The following is a 25585-nucleotide window of genomic DNA, read 5'->3' as shown; positions in this document are numbered from 1 at the left end:
CCGGACCGGATGTTGTGACCTAGGACCGCTGTTCCTCCGGCAAGGTCTCCGGATCAACATTCGGCCGCCATTGGCTGGGCGGGTTGATGACGAACCTGCGGCCGCTGATGTCCGACGGCGTCACCCTCACCAGGATGTCCTTGCTGCCCGGTTGCCAGGGGGAAAGTCCCGAGTCCACGGCTTCCTGGATCTCGTTCGGGTCCGAAACGAACTCGGCATTGCCCTTGACGATCACGCTCCAGGCAATGGTTCCGTAGCTGTTGAAACCGTCTGCCTCAAGTGCCACGCGCGACCCGCCCCGTAGAGCGGCCTCCTTGGTGCCTTCCCCGATGCGGAAAATGATCGTTCCGTAATTGGAGACGAAGTTAAGGGGGAAGATCTCGGGGTTTCCATCGATGACAAGGCCGATCCTGCAGACCGATGTGGATTGCAGGTACTTCCAGCAGTCATGGACGCTGAGCTCTTTGGTGTCTTGTACTGAAGCAGTGTTCTCCATGGCGTTGAGCCTAGTGCTTGAACCCCGGAGTGAGTAGGGTTTGACGTCGCGATTCACCTAATGCCGACGGCGGGTGGTCGCCGATATGGCAACCACCCGCCGTCGTGACTCCCCTGGAGGCAGGCGGACGCTAGGCTGACGCTCCCGCAGCCGGGAACCGCTCCCAGGCCCTGTGCGTGGACAAGAGCTCCTGGAGGGCAGGGATCACTGCGCCCGGGTCATCCCCGGCCACGATCCCCGGAGCGTCCTGGGGTATGCCCGCAGCATCGAGGCAGGAAGCTCCCGAACCCCACGCACCGATTGCCTTGCCGTGGCGGAAGGCTTCCGAGGCCATAAGCACGACGCGGGGGTCCACCGTGGCTCCGGGCTCCCCCGCCTTGGCGTCCCGAGCGGGCATGGCGTCCGGAGCCGGCGAAGCTCCGCCTACCAGGACGAGGGCGTCGAACTCGGTGGACCGCGCCGTCAGATAAGTCCGCTGGACCGTCAAGGCAGGACCGTCGTCCGCTTGGAGGTGGCCACCCACCGGCGCAACAAGCAACGGTACGATGCCCTCTGATTCCAGCGCTTCACGGGCCGCAGCCACCAACGAAAGATCGCTGCCTGCGTCGGCCACAATCCCCACTACGCGGCCTGCGACGGGCCATGTGCCGCCCAACTGGGACAGCGCCGGGCTGGGCTCGGAGTCGGGGACATCCACCGTGGCGCCGGGAACCGGCATGCCAAGGCCTTTGGCGACGGCCTCGCACAGTCCGGCGTCGATGTTGGCCAACGCCATCAATTGCCGCTCCCGGACAGCAGCTTCATAGCATTTGCCGAGCTCGAAAGTGTAGGCCTGGATGATGTGGTCCTGCTCCACCGGTGTCATGCTCCGGAAGAACAACCGGGCCTGGCTGTAGTGGTCATCAAAGGATGCAGGGTTGCGGCGCTCCTTGATGGCCTCAGCGATTTCTTCGGGAACCTCCACGAACGCCCCGACGTCCTGCCCCGCCATGAACGGGCATCCGCCATCGAGTGAGTTCGGGTGGTAAGGAGCCACGCCGGAGTGGACCGCCGTCTGGTGCATCCCGTCACGGAGCATGTCGTTGACCGGAGCGTGCGGCCGGTTGATGGGCAGCTGCGCGAAGTTCGGCCCGCCCAGCCTGGAGATCTGGGTGTCCAGGTAGGAGAAGAGCCGCACTTGGAGCAGCGGATCATTCGTCACATCGATACCCGGCACCAGATGTCCCGGGTGGAAGGCGACCTGCTCCGTCTCGGCAAAGTAGTTGGTGGGATTGGCGTTCAGGGTCATCAGGCCGATCGGCTGGACCGGGGCGAGTTCCTCCGGGATGAACTTGGTGGGGTCCAGGAGGTCGATGCCCTCGAACATTTGGTCCTCGGTGTCCGGGAACGCCTGGATGCCCAGTTCCCACTGGGGATAGGCACCCGCCTCAATGGCGTCGGCCAGGTCCCGGCGATGGAAGTCGGGGTCCATGCCGTTGATGATCTGGGCTTCCTCCCAGGCCAGTGAATGGACACCCTGCTTGGGCTTCCAGTGGAACTTGACCAGCGTGGTTTCGCCGTCTGCGTTCACCAACCGGAAGGTGTGGACACCGAATCCCTCCATGGTCCGGTAGGACCGCGGGATGCCCCGGTCGGACATGTTCCACAGGGTGTGGGCCTGGGCTTCGGTGTGCAGTGACACGAAGTCCCAGAAGGTGTCATGGGCACTCTGGGCCTGCGGGATCTCCCGGTCAGGGTGGGGCTTGGCAGCGTGCACGATGTCCGGGAACTTGATGCCGTCCTGTATGAAGAAGACGGGGATGTTGTTGCCTACGAGGTCGTACGTGCCCTCATCCGTATAGAACTTCGTCGAGAATCCGCGGGTGTCGCGGACAGTATCCGCCGAACCCCGTGAACCCAGTACGGTGGAAAACCGCACGAAGACCGGCGTTTCGACGTCGGCAGCCAGGAAGCCGGCCTTGGTCACCTTCGAGGCCGTGCCGTAAGAACGGAAGACGCCGTGTGCGCCGGCTCCACGGGCATGGACTACGCGCTCCGGGATCCGTTCGTGGTCGAAGTGCGTGATCTTTTCGCGCAGATGGTGGTCCTGCAGCAGGGTGGGCCCGCGTGAACCCGCTTTGAGTGAGTGGTCCGTGTCGGCGAGCCTCAGCCCTTGGGCAGTTGTCAGGTACTGGCCGGACTGGGCCCGGGCGTTTGCCGGCGCACCTGTGGGGCTACCCGTGGGCGAGACAGCCTCGGGGGCCTGCTGATCAGGCTTGGGCGGCAATGGTTCACGGGGACCGGCTGGCTCTTCCACGCTTGCGGGCTCACTTGACGGAGCGCCGGGAATCCGGACGTTGTCTTCGTTTGGCACGATGGGTTCTCCTTGGGTATGTGGCAAAGCCGGCAGCCCAGCTAAAAAGCTAAGCTTCCTTACTACCCTAGGGGTCCCCTGCCGGCACCGCAATGGAGCCACGCGGCGCGGAGCAGTCTTGGTGGCAGGTCAGCTCCCCACGTCAGCTCGCCGAGTAAGCGCCCCGACGGATCAGTGATGCAGCTGCATCCGCTGGAGCACCGTGGCCGAGATTTCCTCCACCGACATCGTGGCCGAGTTCACGTACGGGATGTTGTTCGCCCGATACATGTCCTCAGCGTTCCGGAGTTCAAAACTGCATTGCTGCAGCGAGGCATAGTTGCTGCCGGGGCGGCGCTCCTGGCGGATCTGGCTCAGCCGTACGGGTTGGGAAGTGAGGCCAAAGCACTTGTCCGCGAACGCCAGCAACGGTTTGGGCAACGACATCGTGTCGAAGTCTTCCTCCACCAGGGGGAAGTTCGCCGCGAGGATGCCGTGCTGCAATGCCAGATACATGGTGGTGGGGGTCTTGCCGCAACGCGAAGGCGCTATGAGGATCAGCTCGGCACGCTCCAGGGCCCGCAGGGACTGGCCGTCGTCGTGCTCTATCGCGTACTCGACCGCGGCCATGCGGGACTGGTAGCGAACAGCGTCCCCGACGCCGTGCGCTTGCCCGGGAGCGCCGCTGGCGGCAGTGCCCAACGCGTCTTCCAGTTGGCCGATGTGCGCGTCGAAGAGGTCGAAGAATCGCCCTGCGCTCTGGGCGAGGACAGCACGCACCTCCGGATTGACCGTCGTCGAGAAAACCAGCGGCCGGGTGCCCGAAGCCGCCACCCGGTTGATGCCGTGGACCACCGCGCGGGCCTGTTCAACCGTGGTGATGAACGGGATGGTCCGGCGTTCCAGCCTGTGCGCCGGGAACTGCGTCAACAGCGTGTTACCGAGGGTCTCGGCGGTGATGCCGGTGCTGTCGGAGAGAAAGAACACCGTGGGAGCGGGCGCGGAGCCCGCTCCCACGGCATGCGTGTCCGTCATCTACAGCGCCGCGCGGTTACCCGTGCGTGCCAGGCGCAGCCACGTTTCGGTGACGGCGTCAGGGTTCAGGGAGATCGAGCTGATTCCCTGCGCCAGCAGCCACTCCGCGAAGTCCGGGTGGTCGCTGGGGCCCTGGCCGCAGATGCCCACGTACCGCCCCTTGGCGCGGCAGGCGCTGATGGCCATTTCCAGGAGCTTGGTGACAGCGGGGTTCCGCTCATCGAAGCCATCGGCCACCAGGGCTGAGTCGCGGTCCAGGCCCAGGGTGAGCTGGGTGAGGTCGTTGGAACCGATGGAGAACCCGTCGAAGTACTCCAGGAACTCATCGGCCAGGAGCGCGTTGGCGGGAAGTTCGCACATCATCACGATCTCCAGCCCGTTCTCGCCGCGGCGCAGCCCGTTCTCCGCCAGCAGGTCGATGACGCCGCGGGCTTCGTCCAAGGTCCGCACGAAAGGAACCATGAGCTTGATGTTGCTCAGGCCCATCTGGTTCCGCACGTACTTGAGGGCCTCGCACTCGAGCTCGAACGCCTGCCGGAAGGACTCCGACAAGTACCGGGAAGCGCCCCGGTACCCGATCATCGGGTTCTCTTCCTCGGGTTCGAACGCCGGGCCGCCGATCAGGTTGGCGTACTCGTTGGACTTGAAGTCCGAGAGCCGGATGATCACTGTTTCCGGCGCGAACGCGGCGGCGATCGTGGAGATACCTTCGGCCAGGCGACGCACGTAGTAGTCCCGCGGTCCGTCGTAGGCCGCGATCTTCTCGCGGATCTGCCTGACGGTGAAATCATCCAGGGACGCCGGGCGCGCAATGTCCCCGGCAACGGCCAGCAGGGCGTTGGGGTGGATGCCGATCTGGCGGTTGATGATGAACTCCAACCGGGCCAGGCCCACACCGTGGTGCGGGAGCCGGGCGAAGCTGAACGCCTGCTCCGGGGTACCGACGTTCATCATGATCTTCACGGGCGCCTCGGGCATGGTCTCCAGGGACGTTTCCTGGAGGGTGTACTCGAGCAGACCTTCGTACACCAGGCCGGCTTCACCTTCGGCGCAGGACACCGTGACCGGTGTGCCGTCCTTGAGGATCTGGGATGCGTACCCGGTTCCGACGACGGCGGGGATGCCCAGTTCGCGGGCGATGATGGCGGCGTGGCATGTGCGCCCGCCACGGTCCGTGACGATCGCGGCGGCTTTCTTCATGATCGGTTCCCAGTCTGGGTCGGTCATGTTTGCTACCAGGACGTCGCCCTCCTGGAAGGATGCCATCTGGTCGATGGAGGACAGGACGCGCACTTGCCCTGCACCTATCCGCTGGCCAATGGCGCGGCCTTCCACCAGCACGGTGGAACGCTCGGCGAGGGTGTAGCGGGAGACGGAACCGGCCGCTTTGCGGGACTCCACCGTTTCCGGGCGGGCCTGCAGGATGTAGAGCTCCCCGTCCACGCCGTCCTTGCCCCACTCGATGTCCATGGGGCGTCCGTAGTGCGCCTCGATGGCCATGGCGTGCCGGGCCAACTGCTCAGCTTCGGCGTCGTTCAGGCTGAACTTGCTCCGCAGGTCCGGCTGGACGGGGATGAAGTCCACGGTCCTGCCAACCTCGCGGGATTCGGTGTAGACCATCTGGATGGCCTTGTCACCCAGGCCGCGCTTCAGCACGGCCGGCCGGCCCGCAGCAAGGGCAGGCTTGTAGACATAGAACTCATCCGGGTTCACGGCGCCCTGAACCACGGCCTCACCAAGTCCGTAGGACGAGGTAACGAACACGGCGTCATTGAACCCGGATTCGGTGTCCATGGTGAACATCACGCCGGATGCCCCGACGTCCGAACGGACCATGCGCTGCACGCCGGCCGACAACGCCACTTCCGAGTGGGTGAACCCGTGGTGGACGCGGTAGGCAATCGCGCGGTCGTTGTACAGCGAAGCGAAAACATCCTTGATGGCAACCAGGATGTTCTCAATGCCCCGGATGTTAAGGAAGGTTTCCTGCTGGCCGGCAAAGGAGGCGTCGGGAAGGTCTTCGGCCGTGGCGGACGAGCGCACAGCCCAGGACACATCGTCGCCATGCTCTGCGGTCAGGCGGTGGTATGCGGCGCGGATTTCTTCTTCGAAACCGGCCGGGAACGGTGTTTCACGGATCAAGTCACGGATCTGCTGGCCAACGCGGGCCAAAGCGGCCACGTCGCCGCTGTCCAGCCCCGCAATGATGGCCTCGATCCTGCCGTCCAGGCCGGATTCGCTGAGGAAACGCCGGTAAGCGTCCGCCGTCGTGGCAAAACCGTCCGGAACTTTTACTCCCGCGGAGGCGAGGTTGCGAACCATTTCGCCGAGGGAAGCATTTTTGCCGCCAACCTGGTCAAGGTCGGACAAGCCAAGATCAGAAAACCAGAGAACGTCAGTCATAAATGGTGTCCTTCGTTGGGCACGCGCTGACAAGCGCTGAAAAATAGGGTGATGCAAGACTGTGGGGACCAAGCCCCCGGAAGCAAACTCATGTGATCAGCGCAACTTAACGCATACGTCATGAAGCGGACATGACTTGTTGCGTCGGGGGCCTGCCCGGTAATGGGGAAAAGCCCGACGTCGGCACCCGGGTTGGGTGCCGACGTCGGGCTTTTTGCCGGTTCAGCTTCCCGGAATTGTTACGCTCCGGCCCTGACCGCAGCAACGAAGTGTTCCGGCCAGGGTTGGGCCGAAGTGGCGCCGGGCGGGACGTGCGCGGTGGTGACGGAGCCGAAGGCGGCAACCTCCCCCGCGTCCCCTGCCGCACCGGCGGAATGCCCACGGACTTCGAACTCCATGGTCATGGAGGTCCGGCCCAGGGCCGCAATCCGCACTGTTGCGGTCACGCGCTGCCCGAACCACAGTTTCGCTTTGTAGTTGATGACCTGTTGGACCCGGGGTGCACTGGGAAAGTACTCCGGGAGGTCGAGATTCCGGAACAACTCAGCCTCGGCGGACTCCACCCAGCGCAGGACGGCCGAGTTGTGTTGGTGGCCGGAGGCATCGGTGTCCACCCATTCGACGATGCGCTCTACCTTTGCCTCCGGTCCCCCTTCCACGTAGGTGTCTTCGCGGACCAGGCGCGCTTTATCGGGCACCGATTGCGGCATTTCGGCCGTCCGGGTCCTCCGCGGCCACGGGCTGCTCCGGCTGCGGCTTGGGAATCAGTGCAACGGCGACCGCCGCCAGGACCGCGATACCTGCGAAGATGGCGAAGTTGGCTTCAAAGGGAAGTTTCGACCCGGCAATCCAGCCACCGATCAATGGTCCGGAGATGGCACCGAGACGGGCGAAGCTGAGGGCCCAGCCCGTGGCCGTACCGCGGACCTTCGCCGGGTAGTAGTCGGCGATGTAACCGGTGAGGACCAGCGACGTGGAGATGGAGCCGATGCCGGCGAAGGCCACGAACAGCAGGTTCACCACCATGGTGTTGGGGAACACCAGGAGCATGATGCCCAGGCCACCGAGGATGTAGAAGACCACCAGGATCAGCTTCTTGCCGTACTTGTCCGCAGCCCGGCCCAGGAGAAGGCCGCCGATTGCCGAGGCGAGGCTGAAGACCAGGAGGAAGGTCAGGGAGGAACCGAGGTCGTAGCCGGCCTTCTTCATGATGCTCGGAAGCCAGGTGTTCAGGCCGTAGACCAAAAGCAGGCCACAGAACAGCGAAATCCAGAAGAACACCGTGGAGCGGAGGTACCGCATGGAGAACATGGTGGTGATCGTCTTCCACCACGGGTCGGCGGCCTGGGCGGCAGTGGGTGCCACCGGGACGACGGGCTTGTAATCGGTGATCCCCAGTTTGGCGGCCAGGGCTTTTGCCTCGGATCCGCGACCCTTGGACTCCAGGTACTCCAGCGATTCCGGCAGGAACTTCCAGATCACCGGCAGCAGCACCACAGGGGCAGCGCCGATCGCGATGACCATCCGCCAACCACCCATGGGGAGGACGAGGAGCGCGGCAAGCGCAGCGGCCACGATCCCCAGCGAGTAGCCCGAGTACATGAGGCCGTAGTTGTAGGAGCGCTTGTTGGGTGCCGAGTATTCGATGGTCAAGGCTGCGGCAACGGGAATCACGCCGCCCATGCCGAGCCCTCCGACCAGGCGGAAGAACCCGAAGAGTTCCGGAGTCGGTGCCCAGGCGGCACCTGCCTGGGTGACGGTGAAGATGATCATGGAGGCGAGCAGCATCTTCTTGCGGCCCACCAGATCGCTCAGGGTGCCGATGAACAAGGCGCCGATCAGCATGCCGATCAGGGCGTAGGAACCCAAGCCGCCCAATGCCAGCGGGGAAAGGTTCCATTCCTTGTATTCGGCCAGTGCCGGGAGGACAGCTCCCAGCACGCCGACGTCGTAGCCTTCGGCGAGGATCGCCAGCCAGCAGCAGAAGAGCACTACGCCTGTGGTGCGCTTGGGCACGTTCCAGGTGTTGACGGGGGCGGCGGCCATGGCTACTTCACCAGGACCGATGCTGCAGCGGAAGCGGGCGTCCAGCGGAGGTGGCTGGTGGTTTCTTGGGCATCGGGCTCCTTCAAGAGAGATAGGCGGGGACGTACGGCATCGGTGCGTGAGCTCGGTGGCTTGCGGCGTCCGGCGCGGAATTGCGGAATCCACTGGGCGCCGGGGCCTTGGTATTCCTGCTCGGCTGCTGCGTGCAGGGTCCATTGGGGATCGTACAGGTGCGTGCGGCCAAGGGCGATGAGGTCGGCTCGGCCCGCAAGCAGGATCGAGTTCACGTCGTCGTAGCTGGAAATGGCGCCGACGGCGATCACTGCCACGCCTGCCGGAGCGGCGACTTCCTGCCGGATACGGTCGGCGAACGGGGTCTGGTAGCTGCGTCCGAAGGCGGGCTTTTCTTCCTTGGCCACCTGGCCGGTGGAGATGTCCAGGCCGGCAGCACCGTGGGCAACGAAGGCCCGGGCGATCTCCACCGAATCGTCGGAGGTGTTGCCGCCCTCGATCCAGTCGGTGGCGGAGATGCGCACGGTCAAAGGCTTGCCGGCAGGCCACGCCGCGCGAACGGCGTCGAATACTTCCAGCGGGAACCGCAGCCGGTTTTCCAGGCTGCCGCCGTATTCGTCGGTGCGCTGGTTGGAAACGGGCGACAGGAAGGAGGAGAGCAGGTAGCCGTGGGCTGCGTGGATCTCCAGGAGGTCGAAGCCGGCTTCGTCGGCCCGCTGCGTGGCAGCGACGAACTCGGCCTTGATGGCGTCCATCCCGGCACGGTCCAGTTCCACCGGGGTCTGGTTGTCGGGGCCGTACGGCAGGGCGGACGGCCCGACGGCGGTCCAGTTGCCGGACTCGAGCGGCTGGTCGATGCCCTCCCACATGAGCTTGGTGGAGCCCTTGCGGCCGGAGTGTCCCAGCTGGGCGCCGATTTTGGCGGTGGAGCGGGCGTGGACGAAGTCGACGATTTCCTTCCAGCTGTCCCGTTGCTCGTCGGTGTACAGGCCGCTGCAGCCCGGGGTGATGCGGCCGGTTTCGGAGACGCACACCATTTCGGTCATGACCAGTCCGGCGCCGCCCAGGGCCTTGGAGCCGAGGTGGACCTTGTGGAAATCGCCGGGGATGCCGTCCGTGGCGGAGTACATGTCCATCGGGGAGACGACGATGCGGTTCTTCAGTTCGAGTTCGCCAATACGGAACGGCTGGAACATGGCCGGGGCGACGTCGGTGAGCCCCTGGGACTCTGCGAAGTTGCGGTCCACGGCGTCGGCAAACTCAGGATCGCGCAGGCGCAGGTTTTCCTGGGTGATGCGCCGGCTGCGGGTGAGCAGGTTGAAGGCGAACTGCGTCGGGTCCTGGTCCTTGTACTGGCCGATGCGTTCGAACCACTCCAGCGAAGCCTGCGCGGCACGCTGCGTGGAAGCGACCACGGGTCGCCGCTCGGTTTCGTAGGCCTCCAGTGCCTCTGCCACCGTGGGGTGCTCGTGGAGGCAGGCAGCCAGGGCGAGGGAGTCCTCCATGGCCAGCTTGGTGCCGGAGCCAATGGAGAAGTGCGCCGTGTGGGCGGCATCGCCCACCAGGACCACGTTGCCCTTGCGCCAGCTCTGGTTGCGGACCGTGTTGAAGTTCAGCCACTTGGAGTTGTTGGAAAGGACCTCGTAGCCGGCGAGTTCCTCGGCGAAGATCTCACGGATCTTGGCGATGGCCTTCTCATCGGAAACACCCGGAGGGAAGACCTCGTTGGCGGTCTGATCGAAGCCCGCGGCGTGCCAGACGTCCTCATGCATCTCGACAATGAACGTGGAGCCTTCATCGGAGTACGGGTACCCGTGGATCTGCATGACGCCCCACTCGGTCTCCTTCACGAAGAACTTGAAGGCCTCAAACACCTGGTCCGTGCCGAGCCACATGTATTTATTGGTGCGGGGGTCCAGGTCCGGGCCGAACGCGTCAGCGTACTTGGCGCGGATCTGGGAGTTGACGCCATCGGCGGCCAGCACCAGGTCGTAGTTGGCCTCGAGCTCCTCGATGACGGGCGCCATGGTGCTGAAGCGGACGTCGACGTCGAGTTCGATGCAGCGGCGCTGGAGCAGTTCCAGCAGTTCCTTGCGGCTCATGGCGGCGAAACCCTGGCCGCCCACGGTGATCATTTCGCCGCGGAAGTGGATGTCGATGTCGGACCAGCGGGCGAACCGGCGGCTCATGTACTCGGCCACCACTGGGTCTGCGTTGCCGATTCCGCCCAAGGTTTCATCAGAGAATACGACGCCGAACCCGAAGGTGTCGGACGCGGCGTTCCGTTCCCAGAGGGTGATGTCATGGGACGGATCCAGTTGCTTCATCAATGCTGCGAAGTACAGGCCGCCCGGGCCGCCTCCGACGATTGCGATCTTCATGGTGTTTGCTCCTTCTACGCCTGGCTCTGGCCTGCGGCGGTGAGTTGTTGGGTGTTCCCCGCGGTGGAAACCCCTGAGGCGTCCTCTGCACGGACGCGATCGCGCAACTTGAAGTGCTGCAGCTTTCCACTGGGGTTCCGCGGCAGTTCGGTCACGAACCGGACGTCGCGCGGGTACTTGTAAGGGGCGATGGTGCGCTTGACGAAGTCCTGGATTTCCTTGCGCTTGCCGGCGTCGCCGGTGACGCCTTCACGCAGCACAACGAACGCGCAGACGATGCTGCCCCGCTGCTCATCCGGGATGCCGATGACTGCGTTCTCGACAACGTCAGGGTGCTGGTCAATGGCTGCTTCAACCTCGGGGCCGCCGATGTTGTACCCGGAGGAGACGATCATGTTGTCCGAGCGTGCCTGGTAGGTGAAGTACCCGTCCTCGTCCATGGAGAACGTGTCCCCCGTGACGTTCCAGCCGTTCACCACGTAGTTCAGCTGCCGCGGATCGTCCAGGTACCGGCAACCCGTGGGGCCGATGATGGCAAGGCGACCGGTCTGGCCGGGGCCAAGTTCCTTACCCTCTTGGTCCAGGATGGTGGCCCGGTAGCCCGGTACGGCTTTGCCCGTGGTGCCGGGGCGGATATCGTCCCCGGCCGCGGAGATGAAAACGTGCAGCATTTCCGTGGCACCGATTCCGTTGACCAGGCGCAGGCCGGTGGCCTCGTGAACGGCTTCCCAGGTTTCCTTGGACAGGTGCTCCCCCGCGGAGACGGCAACCCGGAGGCTCTTCAGGAGGTCGCCGCGGTTCTCCTTGAGGATCGCACGGTACGCGGTGGGGGCGGTGAACAGGACGGTTGCACCGGCCTCTGCTGCACGCTCGGCCAGTTCGACGGGCCCGGCTTTCTCGGTCAGCAGGGCCGACGCGCCGAACCGCAGCGGGAAGACCACGAGTCCGCCGAGGCCGAAAGTGAAAGCCAGCGGAGGCGAGCCGGCGAACACGTCATCCTCGGTAGGCTCCAGGATGTACCGGGCGAAGGTGTCCGCGTTGGCCAGGATGTCCCGGTGGAAATGCATGGTCACCTTGGGCACGCCCGTGGTGCCGGACGTCGGTCCCAGCAGGGCAACGTCGTCCGACGCGGTGTCCACTGCGGTGAACTCCCCGCTCTTGCGCAAGCAGCGGGAGGTGAGGTCGCCGTCGTCGTGCGTTTCCGTTTCAGCACCGTAGGTCAGGACGGTGACGTCCTCCCCTGCCGCGACCGCGAGTTCGTCCACGAACCGGTGATCCGAGATGGCGACCACCGGTTTGGTGAGCCCGATAATCGTGGCCACCTCGGTGGAGCGCAGCATGGGCATGGTGGTGACCACCACGGCGCCGGCCTTCAAGACACCGAGCCAGGCCGCGACGATCCACGGGTTGTTGGGTCCGCGCAGGAGCACCCGGTTGCCGGGGACCACACCGAGGTCCTCCGTGAGCACCTGGGCCACTTGGTTGGCGTGGGTCTGCAGCTCGCCGTAGGTCCAGACTTCGCCGTCGGGGGTACGGAGCGCCGGCCGCCCGGCACCGTACCGGGCGACGGCGTCGTCGATCAGTACGGCCGCGGCGTTGAGCCGTTCCGGGTAGTTCAGTTCGGGGAGGGTGAATTCGAACGCCGGCCAGGTATTGGCGGACGGCAGGTGGTCGCGGGTGAACGTGTCCACGTGGGCCGATGGCAACATGCTCATGGCCGTTCCTTTCAGTGGTGCGTCGTTGGGGCTGGGGTTGGTGGTGCGGGGGCTTATTACGCGCCCGCGCGGATCATGCCTTCCTGGGCGACGGTGGCCAGGAGCCGCCCTTGGCGGTCAAAGAAGCGGCCCATGGCGAGGCCGCGGTTGCTTTGGCCGGAGACGGCTTCCTGGGCGTAGAGCACCCAGTCGTCCACGCGTCCGTCGCGGTGGAACCACATGGAGTGGTCAAGGCTGGCGGTGGCGAGTCCGGGGCTGGACCAGTTGAGGCCGTTGACCCGGAGAAGCGGTTCCAGGATGGTGTAGTCGCAGACGTACGCGAGGGCGGTGCGCTGGAGGTTCGGGTCGTCGGGCAAGGCATCGAACGCCTTCACCCAGATCGCCTGCTGCGGAGCGGTGCCGCCTTCCAGCTGGACGTACAGCGGACCGGGAATGTGTCGCATGTCGAAGCTGCGCCCGGTTGCCCAGTACTCGGCTGCCTTGCCTTCCACGCCTGCCAGCGCATCTTCGGCTGTGCGCAGCGATTCAGGCTCGACGGCGGCAGGCGCCTCGGGCTGGAACCCGGGTCCGTCTTCGGGGACCTGGAACGATCCCATGGCAGCATAGACCGGCTTGCCGTTCTGGAAACCCCGCACGGTTCGGGTGGAGTAACCGCGGCCGTCCCGCAGCCGTTCCACCTCGTACCGGACGGTGGAACCGATATCCACGGGCCGCATGAAATAGCTGTGCATGGAATGCAACTGCCGGTCAGCGTCCACCGAGCGCATCATTGCGGCTGCGGCCTGGGCAACCATGTCCCCGCCATAGGCCTTGGGCCACGGCACGTACTGGGTGGTTGCCTCGTAGGCTTCATCGAAGACCTGCGCGTCCGTAGCGGTGAGGTCTACGGCGCGGAGGAAGGTTTCCGACGTCAGGGTTCCCGTGATCATGGTTATGCCCGGCGGTAGTCGGCGAGGGTCTCGTCCGGGACGTCGTCGAGGTTGACCACGAGGTTTTCCGGAGTGCGGGCGGTCAGCCACACAAGTTCCTCGGTGACCGACATGTTCGCCTCCACGTGGGGCATGAACGGGGGCACGAAGACCCAGTCGCCGGCCTTCATGTCGATGAACTCTGAGTAGTTTTCGCCGAAGTAGATCCGGCCGTGGCCGCGGAGGACGTAGCCGCCCGTTTCCGCTTCGCCGTGGTGGTGCGGGAGGGAACGGTAACCGGGAACGTTGGACACCTGGCCGAACCAGATCTTGGTTGCCGGGGTGTGCTGGATGCTGACGCCCGAAACACGGATGCAGTCACCGGACTGGGCCGTGTTGGTGTCCTCTTCTCCCGCGCGGGTGACGACAGGAACTACCTTGCCGTCCGCCTGGGCGTAGATGGAGTTGTCGCCTTCGAGGCGGTAGTCGGTGGTGGCCTGGCTCATGGAGTTCTCCTTCTGGGTTCTTTACAAGCTTCTGGGATTCAGGCTGTTGCAGTTCAGGCTGTTGCAGGGACGGGCGCGTGGATGCGGAACGTGTTCTCCAGCCGTCCGATCCCGTCGATTTCGGTGACCAGGGTGTCCCCGTCCTGCAGGAAGCGCGGCGGGTTCATGCCCATGCCCACTCCCCCTGGTGTCCCGGTGAGGACGAGGTCGCCGGGGCGAAGGACGGTGAATTGGGAAATGTAGGACAGCAGCTGCGCGGGACCGAAAACGAGCGTCCGGGTGTTGCCGTCCTGCACCAGCTCTCCGTTGACGTACCCGCGGACCTGGAATTCTTCACCGGTCTCGTCCGGGGTGACCATGACGGGCCCCACGGGAGTGGTGGCGTCCCAGGCCTTGCCTTGGAACCACTGCAGCGTCCGGCTCTGCCAGTCGCGCATGGACACGTCGTTGGCCACCGTGTACCCGGCGATCGCTTCGCGTGCCTGGTCAACGTCGGCCTGGTACAGCTCAGAACCGACGACGACGGCGAGCTCGGCTTCCCAGTCGACGCGGCCGCTGCCGCGGATCTCCACGGCGTCGTTTGCACCCAGGAGCGTGTCCGCGTACTTGGCGAACAGCGTGGGGTACTCGGGAAGCTCCCGGCCCATCTCCTGGATGTGGTCGCCATAGTTGAGCCCGCAGCAGATCACCTTGCCCGCATGGGGAAGAAGCGCTGCGAAGTCGGGTGCCGTCATGGCTTCCCCCTCCGCGGATTCCGCTAGGGCCCGCCAGTTTTCGAGGCCAAGGAATGCACCGACGTCACTGGCCGGAAGCGCCACGTAGGTGTCGTCGCCCGTAGCGAGTGCCGCCGTCGTACGTCCGCCGGAGGTTCGCAGGGTGGCAAGTTTCATGGATTCTGTCCCTTCGGGGTTTCGAGACGTGATGTGTCGACTTTTTTACGATCGTCACATATGCTCAACGTAGCACGGCGGAATTGATCTGCACAGGGGCTTTTCAGAAATTTTTGCGGCTGCCACAACGAGGAGGAACAGCATGGCGCACAAGACCATCAACCCGGAGTCATTGCCCAAACCATCAGGCTTCGCCCACGGCATTCTCGCCGGGAACGCCGTCTTCCTGGGCGGCCAGACCGCCTTGGACAAGGACATGAACATCGTCCCCGGCGGCATCGTCGAACAGTTCACCCAGGCGTTTTCGAACGTCCTCACCACCCTGCGGGAAGCCGGAGGGCAGCCCGAGGACCTGGTCAACGTCACCATCTACCTCACGGACGTGGACGACTACATGGCCAATGGCCGGGAGATCGGGCGTATCTGGCGGGAGATGGCCGGCTCGCAGTACCCTGCCATGGCAGGCATCGGCGTCACGCGCCTTTGGCAAAAAGAAGCAATGATCGAGATCCAGGCCATCGCCGTCATCGCCGACCGCTGAGGCACTGCACGGAAGATCCCGCACGACGGAAGATCCCGCACCACAAAGAGGATCCGGCAAGCCCTACGGCTTACCGGATCCTCTTTGTCGTGATTCAGGCCGCTTCGGCTTCTTCCACGAGGGACATCGCGTAGCTCTCGGCCATCGGCCCGATCAGGCGGTGAACGCCGAAGAAGATCCTGCGCGCCTCGGGACCCTGCCATCCAACCGGCAGGTACTCAAGGGGAAGCCCGGGATCCCGGTAGGGCAAACGCCGCCACAAGGTGAGCATCGGCACGTAGTAACGGAAGGCGTTCCGGCGCAGCTCCGGTGACGACGCAGCGAACGCCGCTCCGGGATCCTCGCCCACCAGCGCGGTCCATTCCTCCAGCGAACCGCCAAAGGTGTCCATGAACTGTGAAATCTGATTGCCCAAGGCCTCAAGATCCCACCATTGGGCCACCTTGGACCTCATGTCCGATTCCGAGGAGTAGTCGCCGGTGAAGAACTCCACATATTTGTCCAGCCCGCGGGCCTCGAGGCGCTGCTGCGCGCTTTCGCGCACCCCGGAAGGAGCAATCCACACTCCGGCTCCCATGGAGCCAAAACCGAGCCTGGTGAGCTCCGCACGCAATTGGTGGCGCCGTTCCCGCTTTGACTCGGGGACGGAGAATATGGCCAGGACCCACGGTGCGCCGGGATTGGCCCGGGCTGGAGCGAAGATGCGCTCGTCGCCTTCGCTGATCAGCTTCAGGGACGCGTCCGACAGCTCGTAACGGGCCAATCCCCCGCCCTTGACGCTGGCCAGCACGCCCTTGGCCTTGAGGCGGGAAACAGCAGATCGGACCGCAGGTGCGTCATGGCCGAGGTCGCCCAGCATCTGGATCAGGACGGAGATTGGCAGTTGCCCGCCTGCGCGGCGCCCGTAGAGACCATAGATGGTCAGGATGAGCTGCTGCTGGGGCAGCGCAGGTGCGGGAACCTCAATCACCGGAGTAGCTTTCGATTCTGTTGGGGCCGTGGTCCTCACCAGCATATTTCACACGCGCCGGTCTTGATGTTCAGTGGCCTTTGAACGCTTCCGCCAACCACCAGGCGCCTCCATCGGAAGCGATTTTAGCGTCGATCACCAAGGGCACATCCCGCGGCCCTGAAAGCCATTCCTCAACGCCGGCAAGGTCTCCGACGGTCCGGACCGTGATCGCTGCGGCGCCGTAGCCGCGGGCGATCGATGCAATGTCCACCGGCGGAAAACGCACGACGTCAAGGTCAGCGTCGTCCGCATCGAAGTGGTGCACCTCGGCGCCGTAGGCCGAATCGTTGTACACGACTGCCACGAGGGGAATGCGTTCCCTGACCAGGGTCTCCAATTCGGAGATTGCCATGAGGAACCCGCCATCGCCCGCGCCGAGGACCGGCAAGCGGTCCGGCCGGGCTTTGGCTGCTCCAATAGCCGTATAGAGGCCCAACCCGATCGACTGGAAGGCCTGCGTGAAGCAGAATCCGAACTCGTCCGGGACGGCGAGGTAAGCGCTGGGATAGCCCATGAAGTTACCGGAGTCGACCGAAACGATCCTGTCCGCGGGGAGGATTCCGTCCAACGCCCGGCTCAACACCCTGGGGTCAATGGCATCGGGCGTGGACAGGTCCTCCGTGCGTTCGGTGTTCCAGCGGGAGCGTTCGGCAATCTGCCGGGCCATGTCCGGGGTGCGCAGGCCAACCGCGTGGTATTGCGCCGACTGCAGCGTTGCAAGTACCGCAGCTGCGGTTTCCCCGCAGTCGCCGAGCACGCCAAGGTGGATGGGGCGGTTGGCGCCGAGGGCCCGGTCCTCCACGTCTACCTGGACCACCGTGGCCGCTTCCCCGATCAAGGACCCGTGCCGCATGGTCCACATGTTCAAGGCACACCCCCAGCCGACAATCAGGTCGGCGCCCGAAATGGTTTCGGCCGTGAACGGCGACGAAAAACCGCCGGAAATACCCAGGTTGTAAGGGTCGCCATGGAATAGCCCATGGGCGACGGCGGATGTCGCCACGAGTGCCCCTGACGCCTCCGCGAGGGCGGCAATTTCGGGACCGGCTCCGCGGGCGCCCCGACCGGCGACGAACACGGGCCGCTTTGCTTTGCGGATGAGAGCGGCGAGTTCCCCGGCAGCTGCCGCCGAGGGGGCAATGCGCTGGGGAAGGGGCAAGGGATCAACCTCGGCCAGTCCGTCCGGAACGGGTGCGGCCTGGATGTCCGTGGGAAGGGACAGGACCACCGTGCGGCGTTCATTGACGGCGGTCCTATAGGCGCGGACGGTGTCCGCGACAGCGCTGGCGGGTGAATGAATCCGCTCCGGCACAGCACCGACGCTCCGGGCCAACGCGTCCTGGTCAATCCTGAAGTTCGAGCCAATGGCGGAGCCTGCTGTGTCTGCCGTGACAACGATCATTGGCGTTCGACTCTTGGCCGCCTCTCCGATGCCGGTGGTGGCGTTGGTCAAACCGCACCCTTGGTGCGTGGAAACGACTCCTACCTTGCCGGACATGCGTCCATAGGCGTCGGCCATGGTTGCAGCGCCGCCCTCATGGCGGGCGGCGGTGTACGGAACACCCGCCCGGCGCAGCGCATTGGTCACCACGAAGTTTCCGCTGCCCACTACTCCAAAGACATGCCCGGCCCCAAGCCGGGCGAGCGTGTAGCCAACAAGCTCACTGACGTTCCGGGGTGCGGCCACTGGAAGGCCCACTGCTTGTGCGCCGTTCTCTTCCGGCCTGCTGGTCACAACAGTCATGGACTTTTCTCCTTTGAATAGCATGTGAAACTGGACAGCAAGTGGACTCCGGACAGGCGCCGGTCCGTGAAAGTCACCTCAGGCTGCGGCGCTGGCCCCTGATACGTATCCACTCAGGTTATAGTGCATTTTTTACGAGCGTCAATAGATCGACACATTTCCGGATGTGGAGTCTGACCCGGAACACCCGCAGCCCTCCGATACTGTGAACCCATGTTGATCAATGTTCCTGCCGCTGACGGCAGCGCCGAGGCCTTTGTCGCCCGACCGGTAACCGGGGACGGAGAATTTCCCGGCGTCATCTTCTACATGGACGCGTTCGGACTGCGCCCGCGCATCGAGGAAATGGCCCAACGCATTGCGGACTGGGGTTATGTTGTGCTGGCGCCGAATGTCTTCTACCGCGAAGGGACCATAGCCGACCTCGCGCCGGCCGGAGACATGAGGACCCAGGAGGGCCGAACGGCTGCGGGCAAGATCGCCTTCCCCCGCGTGGGCCGCTTGACATCGGCCAAGGCGGAGCCGGACATCGATGCATGGGTATCCGCGTTGGCCGGATTGGACGGCGTCAAGCCCGGGCCTATCGGAACCACGGGGTACTGCATGGGCGCCAGGTTGGCCGTCCGTACTGCCAACCTGCACCCACAAAAAGTGGCCGCCTGCGGAGGTTTCCATGGCGGTGGCCTGGCCACTGACGAGGCGGACAGTCCGCATTTGGGGTTGGTCAACGCCCGCGCCCGATTCGTGTTCGGCCACGCCGACAAGGACCCCAGCATGACTCCTGAGGCTGTGGCCCTCCTTGGGAAAGCCTTGGCGGATTCCGGACTTGAGGCGTCGAACGAGATCTATGAAGGGGCGCGGCACGGCTACACAATGGCGGACACGTCGGCCTTCCACGACGCGGCAACCGAGCGGCACTTCCAGGAGTTGCGGACCCTCCTCGACAGCACCCTCAAGCGCTAAGCCGTGCAGACAAAGGTCTTGGATACCGCGGCAGGCCTCGCGGACCGAATTCGCAGCCGTGCCGCCGATCGCCAAATCATCGGGATCGCCGGCCCTCCCGGGACCGGCAAGTCCACACTGGCCGGACGCCTCAGCCAACAGTTGGGCGACGCAAGTGTGGTCGTCCCCATGGACGGCTTCCACCTCGCCACCCCGCTCATCGACGGCACTCCGCTCCGCGACCGCAAGGGAGCCATCGACACTTTCGACGTCGGCGGGTTCCTTTCGCTCCTCGAGCGTCTCCGCCGCAACGACGAGGATGTCATCTATGCGCCGGCCTATCGCAGGGGGCTGGAGGAACCGATCGCCGCATCGATAGCCATAGCAAGCTCCGTCAAATACGTCCTTGTTGAGGGCAACTACCTTCTGGCCACCGAAGGCCGATGGGGCAAGGTGCGCACCTGCCTTGATGCGGCCTGGTTCGTCGAGACGCCTCCAGAGACTCGAATCCCGCGGCTCATCGAACGGCACATAGCGTCCGGCATGGACCCTGCCGCCGCTGAAGCGTGGGCCAACGGGCCCGATGAAACCAATGCGCAGTTCATCGAATCGACCAAGGCCGACGCCGACCTGATCATTCACTGGTCAGCATGATCTCCAGGGGGCGGATTGCTACTGGCAGAGCCGATCCATGGCCTCGAGCAAAGCTGACCTCATTTGGTCGCTCCAGAGTGCCCGCTCCCTTTCCACGTCAGGATCTTCGAAGGGCGTCGGGGCAGGCGGGGAAGCCACGGTCATCGTCGCTTGGTAGCGCCCGTCGGCGGAGCTAAGGGCAACGGTCTGGAAGTCGAATAAGTCGCCGCGTGCGAAATAGCGCGGAGCGCCCGTACAGTCCTCAGACCATTCGAACAACCCCAGACCGTAGGGGCCCACAACCGGCCTCTTCATCTCCGCCAAGGCGCCGGCTGAGATCAGGCGGCCCGTGAAAAGCCCGGCGAGGAAATCGTTGACGTCGGGTACGGACGAAACTACGCCATGCGACGGCGAACCCAGTTGTTCCTGGGTGACTCCCGCTTCCTCCCGATGCCCCTTGATGGTGACGTACCCCTTCACGAGGTCCGGGGCTGCGACCAGGGGGTCGTCCACCGTGGTTTTATCCAGACCCAGCGGCTCAACGACGTCGTTCCTCAGGACTTCGGCGAAAGGCTTGCCGCGCAGTTTTTCCAGGATAAGTCCCAGCGCTGCGTAGTTGGAATCCGAATAGCGGAACGAGCCCACCATCCTCGCTTCCCACGGCAAAGTGCTGGTGAGTTCCATGACGCGGTGCAGGGACAACCGCTGGTTGGACACCGGGACCAGGTCGTCAATGCCTTTGTACAAAGCCTCTCCGTACGACGGCATGCCTGAGGTATGGGAGAGCAGTTGCCGCAGGGTGATCGGGCCGGGCGGCTTCAGCCCGGCTTGAAAGGCTTCCAGCATGCCGTTGACCGGGTCCTCCAACCCGATGAGCCCTTCATCGACCAGTTTCAGCACCGATACGGCGGTCATGGTCTTCGTCACGCTGGCTACAGGAACCCTGTCGTCGGGCCGGGCGGGTTCTTTGCTGTCCAGGTCACGTACTCCGTACGATTTTGACCACTCCCCGCCCGGCCACCGGACCTCAGCCAGAACGGCTACGGCATCCTCATTCATGAAGGACGTCATGGCGTAGTCCAACGTATCCGTTGCCATGAGTGAACTCTGCGAGGGGGCCGGCTCCGGTTCGGAGCCCGTACACCCGGAAAGTATCAGCGCCATCAGGATGGCGGGAAGGACCAGCAAACGGGTCGGCGGTTTCATTGAAAGACCAGCCGTTCGAAGAACCAGTAATCAAAAGCAGTGCCAGGGCTCGACCCAGCGCCCATGGGCATAGTATCGCGCACGCCCGGGCTGTTGTCAGTACCCTCACACAAACTCAGGTGCGGCTGCTTCCCACGCCGGATTCCCGGCACCTGACAGCAGAAGAGTTGGCCCTCCGGAGGATCTCCTCAGCCACGAGGCGAAGTTTCTTATTGCGTGCGCTTGATGCTCGTTGGAGCGTTCTGAACGCTTCCTCCTGGGTGCATCGCTCCTGCATCATGATCATCCCGCATGCGGTGTCGATGACGGATCTGCTCCGCATGGCGGCATGCAGATCACTGATCCGGTCCGAGCCGGCGGCCGTCTTCAAGGCGATTTGCAGAGCTTGGTGGGCGGTGTGGTTGAATCTGTCGATGACCGGCGTGGCGTCTTCGGTGAAGGCGCCCGGCGTCGCCGCCAGGAAGACCATCAGAGCGCAGGCCCCGTCCCGGAAGGCGAAAGGGACAAGTAATGCACTTGCGTAGCCGGCCAAGGCCAAGGTCTTGCTGTGCAACGGCCAGCGTTGCTCCATCGCATCGGCCCCCACCAGGACGCGCGATCCCGTTGCCCAGGCTTCCAGGCAGGGACCGTCGTCCACAGTGTCGTGCTCTCCATCCATGAGCTGTGCCGCGATGGCAGTGCTGCCTGCCACGGCGGACGGACGTTTGGGGCGGCTCAGGGAAATCCCGCAGTCAACCGCAATGCCGGTTTCCCGCGAGGCGACCTGCGCAGCCACGTCGCATAGCCCCTGCGCGAAGTCCTGCAGGCCGTTGGCAGTAACCAGGAGGTCTTCGATCAGTTCCACGTCATCGACGCGCGGTTTATCGGCAGGCATGGAACCAATGTAGGAAAGCATCACCAGCTCTTCAATCAGCACCCCTGCTACCTGGCACCGTTACCTGGCACCGTTACCTCGCACCGCCACTTCGCACTGCTACTTCTCACCGGCACTTGCCGTTGGTGCCACCAACTTCCGTGCTGTGGCGAGACGCCTCACCTAGTTGGGCAATTCCAAACGGAACCCGCAGCGGCACCTCAGGACCGTGGTCCCCACGTTGACGCCCTCGTCCAGTTCCGGTTCCCTGGCGGGCATCGGGGCATGGATGTTCCTGACCCCGGTTCCCTCGACACGCATAGCCTCACCGCAATGGAAGTACTCCCCCGCAAACCGGAACAGTCCCTCCAAGGTCTTGGTGCGGTTCAGGATGGCAGCGACGTCGCGGAAGCGCGCCCGGTGCTGATAGCTCCCCTGGCAATGACGGCAGGCGTACTCCACCTCGACGTGAAGTTCACCCGGATGCGGAGGCAGGGACTCTATTGATTCGATCGCAACGTACTCGTTGGATCCGCAGTGCAGGCATCCCAAGGCCCGGGTTTCCTGGGTGAGCCGGTGAAGGCTCGGGCCGCTAATCCCATACATGATGGCTCCGTTGCTCGGCGGGCAGCTGGTCGATCCGGCAGGAAGACAACTCTCTATTCCAGTACTATGACACCAGTTATAAGGCGCCTTATCAATAGGTAGCCGTACGAAAATCGGTTCCCGTTCGCGAGCCTCTCAGACGAGCCAACGCCACCAGCGCGACCGCTCCGGTTCCGGTGTATATTCCGGCTCCGGTTCCTCGCCCAACGCCAGCGCCGCCTCAACAATGTCATCCGAAGTCAGGGTGACCACGGCCTCTCGGCCAAGCGCATCCAGGCTGTGCTCCGCGTCGAGTGACAGCCGCAGCGCCTGCCGATTGAGTGCCTGTTCAAAGAGTGTGCGGGCGAACCGCGCGTTGCCGGACTCCTCCCCCGTGCGGAGTCCGGAGAAAATCCGCCGAAGCATCTGGTCCGCACCCGGTTCCAGCATGTACTCGTGGTGCTCAAGCATCCGGTGGAAGATCATCTCCAGTTCATCGACGGAGTAATCAGGGAAGGTGATTTCGCGGGCGAACCGGGAGCGCAGTCCGGGGTTGGAGATCAGGAAGGATTCCATGAGCCGGGGATATCCGGCCACGATCACCACCAGCCGGTGGCGATGGTCTTCCATCCGTTTGAGCAGCACTTCTATGGCCTCGGGGCCGAAATCCATCCGGCCGTCCTCCGGGGCGAGCGCATATGCCTCGTCGATAAACAGGACCCCGTCCAGCGCCCGCCGAATCACCCGGTCCGTCTTGATGGCAGTCTCCCCGACGTATTGCCCTACCAGGCCCGAACGGTCCACTTCCACCAGATGGCCTTTCTGCAGCAGCCCCACCGCACGGTACATCTCGGCCAGGAGCCGCGCTACCGTCGTCTTACCCGTTCCGGGGTTGCCGAGGAACACCAGGTGCTGGGATGTGGCCACTTCAGGCAGTCCGTGGGCTTTGCGGCGTGCCTGGACCTGGAGCAGCGCGACGAGGGCCCGCACCTGCTCTTTTACCGTCTCCAGCCCGATCAGGGCGTCCAACTCCGCCTGCACTTCCGATAGCGGACGGGCAGGACCAGACCGTGGGCCGATGAGGTCCCCCATCAGGTCATCGACGCGTTCGGACCCGGTCAGCTTAAGCTGACTGGCCAAGTGACCAATGGTCTCCCGCAGGTCATCAAGCGGGTTGCGGCTGGTAGCCATAGCTCCACTGTAGCCCCAGGGGTTCCGGCCTCTCCGTCGCGGCGGGTCCGCGGGGTGAACCCAAGGCGGTCCTCACCTTCGTCGGCCCGGGGCTCCGTTTCTGGCTAGGCTGGGCAGATGGCGACAGTTATCCTCGTGCGGCACGGCCGCACCACGGCCAATGCCACCGGATTGTTGGCCGGCCGCGCAGCCGGTGTTGACTTGGACGAGATCGGACGCGGGCAGGCTGCCCTGACCGGGGAACGGCTCGCGGCGGTGCCGGTGGTGGGAGTGGTATCCAGCCCCCTTGAACGCTGCCTGCAAACAGCCCGGTTCATTCTTGACCGGCAAACAGGCAGTCCGTACGCACCGGTCGAGCCCGACCTGACGGAGTGCGATTACGGTCAATGGCAGGGCCGGGCCCTGTCCGACCTGGCCACCGAGAAACTGTGGCCCGTGGTGCAGACGCAACCATCCGCCGTCGTATTTCCCGGCGGTGAGGCCATGGCCGCCATGCAGGCCCGCTCAGTGGCGGCCATCCGGCGCCATGACGCAGCGTTCGAAGCCGAGCACGGGCCCGGAGCAGTATGGGTGGCCGTGAGCCACGGCGACGTCATCAAGTCCATCCTCGCCGACGCGTTGGGCATGCACCTTGACCTGTTTCAGCGGATCAGCGTGGGTCCGGCTTCCGTGTCGATAGTCAACTACGGTGCCAACCGGCCGAGCGTCCACGCGACCAACACGGAAGCCGGCGACCTGTCCTGGCTCTCGAGCGGCCTCCGTTCCGGCGACGCACCGGTGGGCGGCGGCGCAGGTGGGCAGACGCCCTGAGCCCGTGTGCCTAGAATACTGACATGCCTACGCGCGTTCACGAGTTTGCCTGGCCCGACCGGGTTGTCATCGGCACCATAGGACAACCCGGAGACCGCACGTTCTACCTGCAGGTGCGCGCAGGAACGCAGATTGTCAGCATTGCCCTCGAGAAGCAGCAGTCAGCCCAGCTTGCGGAGAAGATCGACGAAATCCTCGACCAGCTCCTCACGATCGATGGCAACCCCTTCAGCGTTCCCACCAGCACGCCGGTCGAACTGGTGGACAATGACCCGCTTGAGGACCCCCTGGAGCAATTCCGCACCGGCGCGATGAGCCTTGGTTGGGATCCGACCACGGCCCAGATAGTCCTGGAGGCTTACCCGATCAGTGACATCGACGGCGATGAGTCCGTTGACCTGGACGGCGCCGACGAACCGGAAATGCTGCTGGTGCGCATGCCTGTAGGCACCGCCCGTGCCTTCACCAAGCGCACCCGGGAAATCGTGGCGGCCGGACGTCCCTTGTGCACTATCTGCGGCTACCCCATTGATCCCGACGGGCACACCTGCACGCTTCCCGAGGCCTGATGCCAACACCGGACCTGGTCGCCGCAGAGCTGACGCTGACCGGCCGCATTACAACGGCCTCAAATGCCACCTTCCTGGGCAGCATCGACGACGTTGCCGTGGTCTATAAGCCGATAGCCGGCGAAAGCCCCCTCTGGGACTTTCCGCACGGCACCCTGGCCCACCGCGAGATGGCGTCCTTCCGGGTCTCCCAGGCCATGGGTTGGGACATCGTGCCGCGCACCTGGCTGCGCGACGGACCACTGGGCCGCGGGATGGTGCAGCTCTGGCAAGAGCAGGACCCCTCCCAGGATCCGGTGGACCTGAGGCCAAGCGATGACGTTCCGGAGGCCGGTTGGAAACAGGTCCTCGAGGGGCAGGACGACGACGGGCGGATAGTTGCCCTGGTCCACGAAGACTCACCTGCGCTCAGGCGCATGGCCGTGTTCGACGTCGTCGTCAACAACGCCGACCGCAAGGGCAACCACATTCTTGCCATGGCGAACGGGCATCGCCACGGCGTGGACCACGGACTGACGTTCCATACGGACCACAAGCTTCGCACCGTGCTTTGGGGGTGGCTCGGCGAGGCCTTGACCGCCGAAGAACGGGAAGGCATAGAGCGCGTCAGCGAAGGATTGCGCGGCGGGCTGGGCCGGGAGCTGGCAGAGCTGTTGAGCCCCGAAGAAGTCTCAGCCCTCGCGCTCCGTTGCGAACGCCTGCGTTCGGCTGGAAGGTTTCCGGCGCCGCGGGGCGGCATGCCGGCCGTGCCCTGGCCTTTGTTCTAAGGCCCTCT

At 64.5% G+C, this 25585-nt stretch carries 23 protein-coding genes; 6 read left to right on the top strand and 17 right to left on the bottom strand.

Translation table 11 applies throughout. The features are described 5' to 3' along the window. Positions 1-19: 19 nt before the first annotated feature. From OCL88_RS09560 to OCL88_RS09510, 11 genes are all read right to left on the bottom strand, one after another. On the bottom strand, positions 20-496 hold the full coding sequence (locus OCL88_RS09560) for a pyridoxamine 5'-phosphate oxidase family protein (protein ID WP_179013819.1): 477 nt from the start codon (positions 494-496) through the stop codon (positions 20-22). Between the two features lie 130 nt (positions 497-626). Beyond that, positions 627-2849 (bottom strand): catalase, encoded by a 2223-nt coding sequence (locus tag OCL88_RS09555; protein ID WP_319951649.1) that lies wholly within the window; start codon positions 2847-2849, stop codon positions 627-629. 171 nt (positions 2850-3020) lie between these two features. Continuing rightward, a complete protein-coding gene (locus tag OCL88_RS09550) occupies positions 3021-3863 on the bottom strand; it encodes a pyruvate, water dikinase regulatory protein (protein WP_021474581.1) in 843 nt (280 codons plus the stop codon). After that, positions 3864-6266, bottom strand: coding sequence for a phosphoenolpyruvate synthase (gene ppsA / locus OCL88_RS09545; RefSeq protein WP_264962349.1), 2403 nt, complete (start codon positions 6264-6266; stop codon positions 3864-3866). Positions 6267-6505: 239 nt separating this feature from the next. Next, on the bottom strand, positions 6506-6976 hold the full coding sequence (locus OCL88_RS09540) for an acyl-CoA thioesterase (protein ID WP_264962348.1): 471 nt from the start codon (positions 6974-6976) through the stop codon (positions 6506-6508). Further along, positions 6954-8312, bottom strand: coding sequence for an MFS transporter (locus tag OCL88_RS09535; protein ID WP_069696503.1), 1359 nt, complete (start codon positions 8310-8312; stop codon positions 6954-6956). Before OCL88_RS09535 ends, OCL88_RS09540 begins: the two co-directional genes overlap by 23 nt. A gap of 2 nt (positions 8313-8314) precedes the next feature. Next, positions 8315-10705 (bottom strand): bifunctional salicylyl-CoA 5-hydroxylase/oxidoreductase, encoded by a 2391-nt coding sequence (locus OCL88_RS09530; protein ID WP_264962347.1) that lies wholly within the window; start codon positions 10703-10705, stop codon positions 8315-8317. 14 nt (positions 10706-10719) lie between these two features. Next, positions 10720-12420 (bottom strand): AMP-binding protein, encoded by a 1701-nt coding sequence (locus OCL88_RS09525; protein WP_264962346.1) that lies wholly within the window; start codon positions 12418-12420, stop codon positions 10720-10722. A 56-nt stretch (positions 12421-12476) separates the two neighbouring features. Beyond that, positions 12477-13349: an acyl-CoA thioesterase gene (locus OCL88_RS09520; protein ID WP_264962345.1), complete on the bottom strand. Its 873-nt coding sequence runs from the start codon at positions 13347-13349 to the stop codon at positions 12477-12479. 2 nt (positions 13350-13351) lie between these two features. After that, complete coding sequence (locus tag OCL88_RS09515) at positions 13352-13834, bottom strand: cupin domain-containing protein (RefSeq protein ID WP_062096795.1); 483 nt, start codon at positions 13832-13834, stop codon at positions 13352-13354. Between the two features lie 53 nt (positions 13835-13887). Next, positions 13888-14724 (bottom strand): fumarylacetoacetate hydrolase family protein, encoded by an 837-nt coding sequence (locus OCL88_RS09510; protein WP_264962344.1) that lies wholly within the window; start codon positions 14722-14724, stop codon positions 13888-13890. A gap of 142 nt (positions 14725-14866) precedes the next feature. On the opposite strand from OCL88_RS09510, the gene OCL88_RS09505 reads away from it, so the two are divergent. Next, on the top strand, positions 14867-15265 hold the full coding sequence (locus OCL88_RS09505; RefSeq protein WP_021472237.1) for a RidA family protein: 399 nt from the start codon (positions 14867-14869) through the stop codon (positions 15263-15265). A 94-nt stretch (positions 15266-15359) separates the two neighbouring features. On the opposite strand, the gene OCL88_RS09500 is transcribed toward OCL88_RS09505, so the two are convergent. Together OCL88_RS09500 and OCL88_RS09495 are read right to left on the bottom strand one after the other, a co-directional pair. Further along, a complete protein-coding gene (locus OCL88_RS09500; protein ID WP_264962343.1) occupies positions 15360-16235 on the bottom strand; it encodes a PaaX family transcriptional regulator C-terminal domain-containing protein in 876 nt (291 codons plus the stop codon). A gap of 70 nt (positions 16236-16305) precedes the next feature. Beyond that, entirely contained in the window at positions 16306-18021 is a 1716-nt protein-coding gene (locus OCL88_RS09495) for a thiamine pyrophosphate-binding protein (RefSeq protein WP_264962342.1), read from the bottom strand. A 213-nt stretch (positions 18022-18234) separates the two neighbouring features. Here OCL88_RS09495 and OCL88_RS09490 point away from each other — a divergent pair, with 213 nt between their 5' ends. Continuing rightward, positions 18235-18984 (top strand): dienelactone hydrolase family protein, encoded by a 750-nt coding sequence (locus tag OCL88_RS09490; RefSeq protein WP_264962341.1) that lies wholly within the window; start codon positions 18235-18237, stop codon positions 18982-18984. A gap of 18 nt (positions 18985-19002) precedes the next feature. Further along, positions 19003-19617: a nucleoside/nucleotide kinase family protein gene (locus tag OCL88_RS09485; RefSeq protein WP_264962340.1), complete on the top strand. Its 615-nt coding sequence runs from the start codon at positions 19003-19005 to the stop codon at positions 19615-19617. A gap of 18 nt (positions 19618-19635) precedes the next feature. Here the strand turns inward: OCL88_RS09485 and OCL88_RS09480 are convergent, their stop codons facing one another. From OCL88_RS09480 to OCL88_RS09465, 4 genes are all read right to left on the bottom strand, one after another. Beyond that, the gene (locus tag OCL88_RS09480) at positions 19636-20694 is read right to left on the bottom strand and encodes a serine hydrolase domain-containing protein (protein ID WP_264962339.1); all 1059 of its coding nucleotides are present in this window, start codon (positions 20692-20694) and stop codon (positions 19636-19638) included. A 223-nt stretch (positions 20695-20917) separates the two neighbouring features. Then, a complete protein-coding gene (locus tag OCL88_RS09475; RefSeq protein WP_264962338.1) occupies positions 20918-21718 on the bottom strand; it encodes a GAF and ANTAR domain-containing protein in 801 nt (266 codons plus the stop codon). Between the two features lie 120 nt (positions 21719-21838). After that, entirely contained in the window at positions 21839-22261 is a 423-nt protein-coding gene (locus tag OCL88_RS09470) for a hypothetical protein (RefSeq protein WP_264962337.1), read from the bottom strand. 135 nt (positions 22262-22396) lie between these two features. Further along, a complete protein-coding gene (locus OCL88_RS09465) occupies positions 22397-23431 on the bottom strand; it encodes an AAA family ATPase (RefSeq protein ID WP_264962336.1) in 1035 nt (344 codons plus the stop codon). Between the two features lie 117 nt (positions 23432-23548). On the opposite strand from OCL88_RS09465, the gene OCL88_RS09460 reads away from it, so the two are divergent. From OCL88_RS09460 to OCL88_RS09450, 3 genes are read left to right on the top strand one after another with little or no spacing between them, the layout of a single operon-like run. Next, positions 23549-24241 carry an MSMEG_4193 family putative phosphomutase gene (locus OCL88_RS09460; protein WP_264962335.1) on the top strand — a complete coding sequence of 231 codons (693 nt, stop codon included), beginning with the start codon at positions 23549-23551 and terminating at the stop codon, positions 24239-24241. A gap of 23 nt (positions 24242-24264) precedes the next feature. Further along, on the top strand, positions 24265-24810 hold the full coding sequence (locus tag OCL88_RS09455; RefSeq protein ID WP_264962334.1) for a DUF3090 domain-containing protein: 546 nt from the start codon (positions 24265-24267) through the stop codon (positions 24808-24810). Next, positions 24810-25577 (top strand): SCO1664 family protein, encoded by a 768-nt coding sequence (locus OCL88_RS09450; RefSeq protein ID WP_264962333.1) that lies wholly within the window; start codon positions 24810-24812, stop codon positions 25575-25577. The genes OCL88_RS09455 and OCL88_RS09450 overlap by 1 nt, the downstream gene beginning before the upstream one ends. The last annotated feature ends 8 nt before the right edge of the window (positions 25578-25585 follow it).

Origin of the sequence: Paenarthrobacter sp. PAE-2, assembly GCF_026013155.1 — a bacterium.
GTDB lineage: Bacteria > Actinomycetota > Actinomycetes > Actinomycetales > Micrococcaceae > Arthrobacter > Arthrobacter ureafaciens.
This window is presented reverse-complemented; position numbering and strand designations above follow the sequence as displayed.

Bases quoted from the DNA above. Each gene is read 5' to 3' on its own strand.
- OCL88_RS09560 (WP_179013819.1), bottom strand. From the start codon at position 496: ATGGAGAACACTGCTTCAGTACAAGACACCAAAGAGCTCAGCGTCCAT.
- OCL88_RS09550 (WP_021474581.1), bottom strand. From the start codon at position 3,863: ATGACGGACACGCATGCCGTGGGAGCGGGCTCCGCGCCCGCTCCCACG.
- ppsA (WP_264962349.1), bottom strand. From the start codon at position 6,266: ATGACTGACGTTCTCTGGTTTTCTGATCTTGGCTTGTCCGACCTTGAC.
- OCL88_RS09540 (WP_264962348.1), bottom strand. From the start codon at position 6,976: ATGCCGCAATCGGTGCCCGATAAAGCGCGCCTGGTCCGCGAAGACACC.
- OCL88_RS09535 (WP_069696503.1), bottom strand. From the start codon at position 8,312: ATGGCCGCCGCCCCCGTCAACACCTGGAACGTGCCCAAGCGCACCACA.
- OCL88_RS09530 (WP_264962347.1), bottom strand. From the start codon at position 10,705: ATGAAGATCGCAATCGTCGGAGGCGGCCCGGGCGGCCTGTACTTCGCA.
- OCL88_RS09525 (WP_264962346.1), bottom strand. From the start codon at position 12,420: ATGAGCATGTTGCCATCGGCCCACGTGGACACGTTCACCCGCGACCAC.
- OCL88_RS09520 (WP_264962345.1), bottom strand. From the start codon at position 13,349: ATGATCACGGGAACCCTGACGTCGGAAACCTTCCTCCGCGCCGTAGAC.
- OCL88_RS09515 (WP_062096795.1), bottom strand. From the start codon at position 13,834: ATGAGCCAGGCCACCACCGACTACCGCCTCGAAGGCGACAACTCCATC.
- OCL88_RS09510 (WP_264962344.1), bottom strand. From the start codon at position 14,724: ATGAAACTTGCCACCCTGCGAACCTCCGGCGGACGTACGACGGCGGCA.
- OCL88_RS09505 (WP_021472237.1), top strand. From the start codon at position 14,867: ATGGCGCACAAGACCATCAACCCGGAGTCATTGCCCAAACCATCAGGC.
- OCL88_RS09495 (WP_264962342.1), bottom strand. From the start codon at position 18,021: ATGACTGTTGTGACCAGCAGGCCGGAAGAGAACGGCGCACAAGCAGTG.
- OCL88_RS09490 (WP_264962341.1), top strand. From the start codon at position 18,235: ATGTTGATCAATGTTCCTGCCGCTGACGGCAGCGCCGAGGCCTTTGTC.
- OCL88_RS09480 (WP_264962339.1), bottom strand. From the start codon at position 20,694: ATGGCAACGGATACGTTGGACTACGCCATGACGTCCTTCATGAATGAG.
- OCL88_RS09470 (WP_264962337.1), bottom strand. From the start codon at position 22,261: ATGTATGGGATTAGCGGCCCGAGCCTTCACCGGCTCACCCAGGAAACC.
- OCL88_RS09465 (WP_264962336.1), bottom strand. From the start codon at position 23,431: ATGGCTACCAGCCGCAACCCGCTTGATGACCTGCGGGAGACCATTGGT.
- OCL88_RS09460 (WP_264962335.1), top strand. From the start codon at position 23,549: ATGGCGACAGTTATCCTCGTGCGGCACGGCCGCACCACGGCCAATGCC.
- OCL88_RS09455 (WP_264962334.1), top strand. From the start codon at position 24,265: ATGCCTACGCGCGTTCACGAGTTTGCCTGGCCCGACCGGGTTGTCATC.
- OCL88_RS09450 (WP_264962333.1), top strand. From the start codon at position 24,810: ATGCCAACACCGGACCTGGTCGCCGCAGAGCTGACGCTGACCGGCCGC.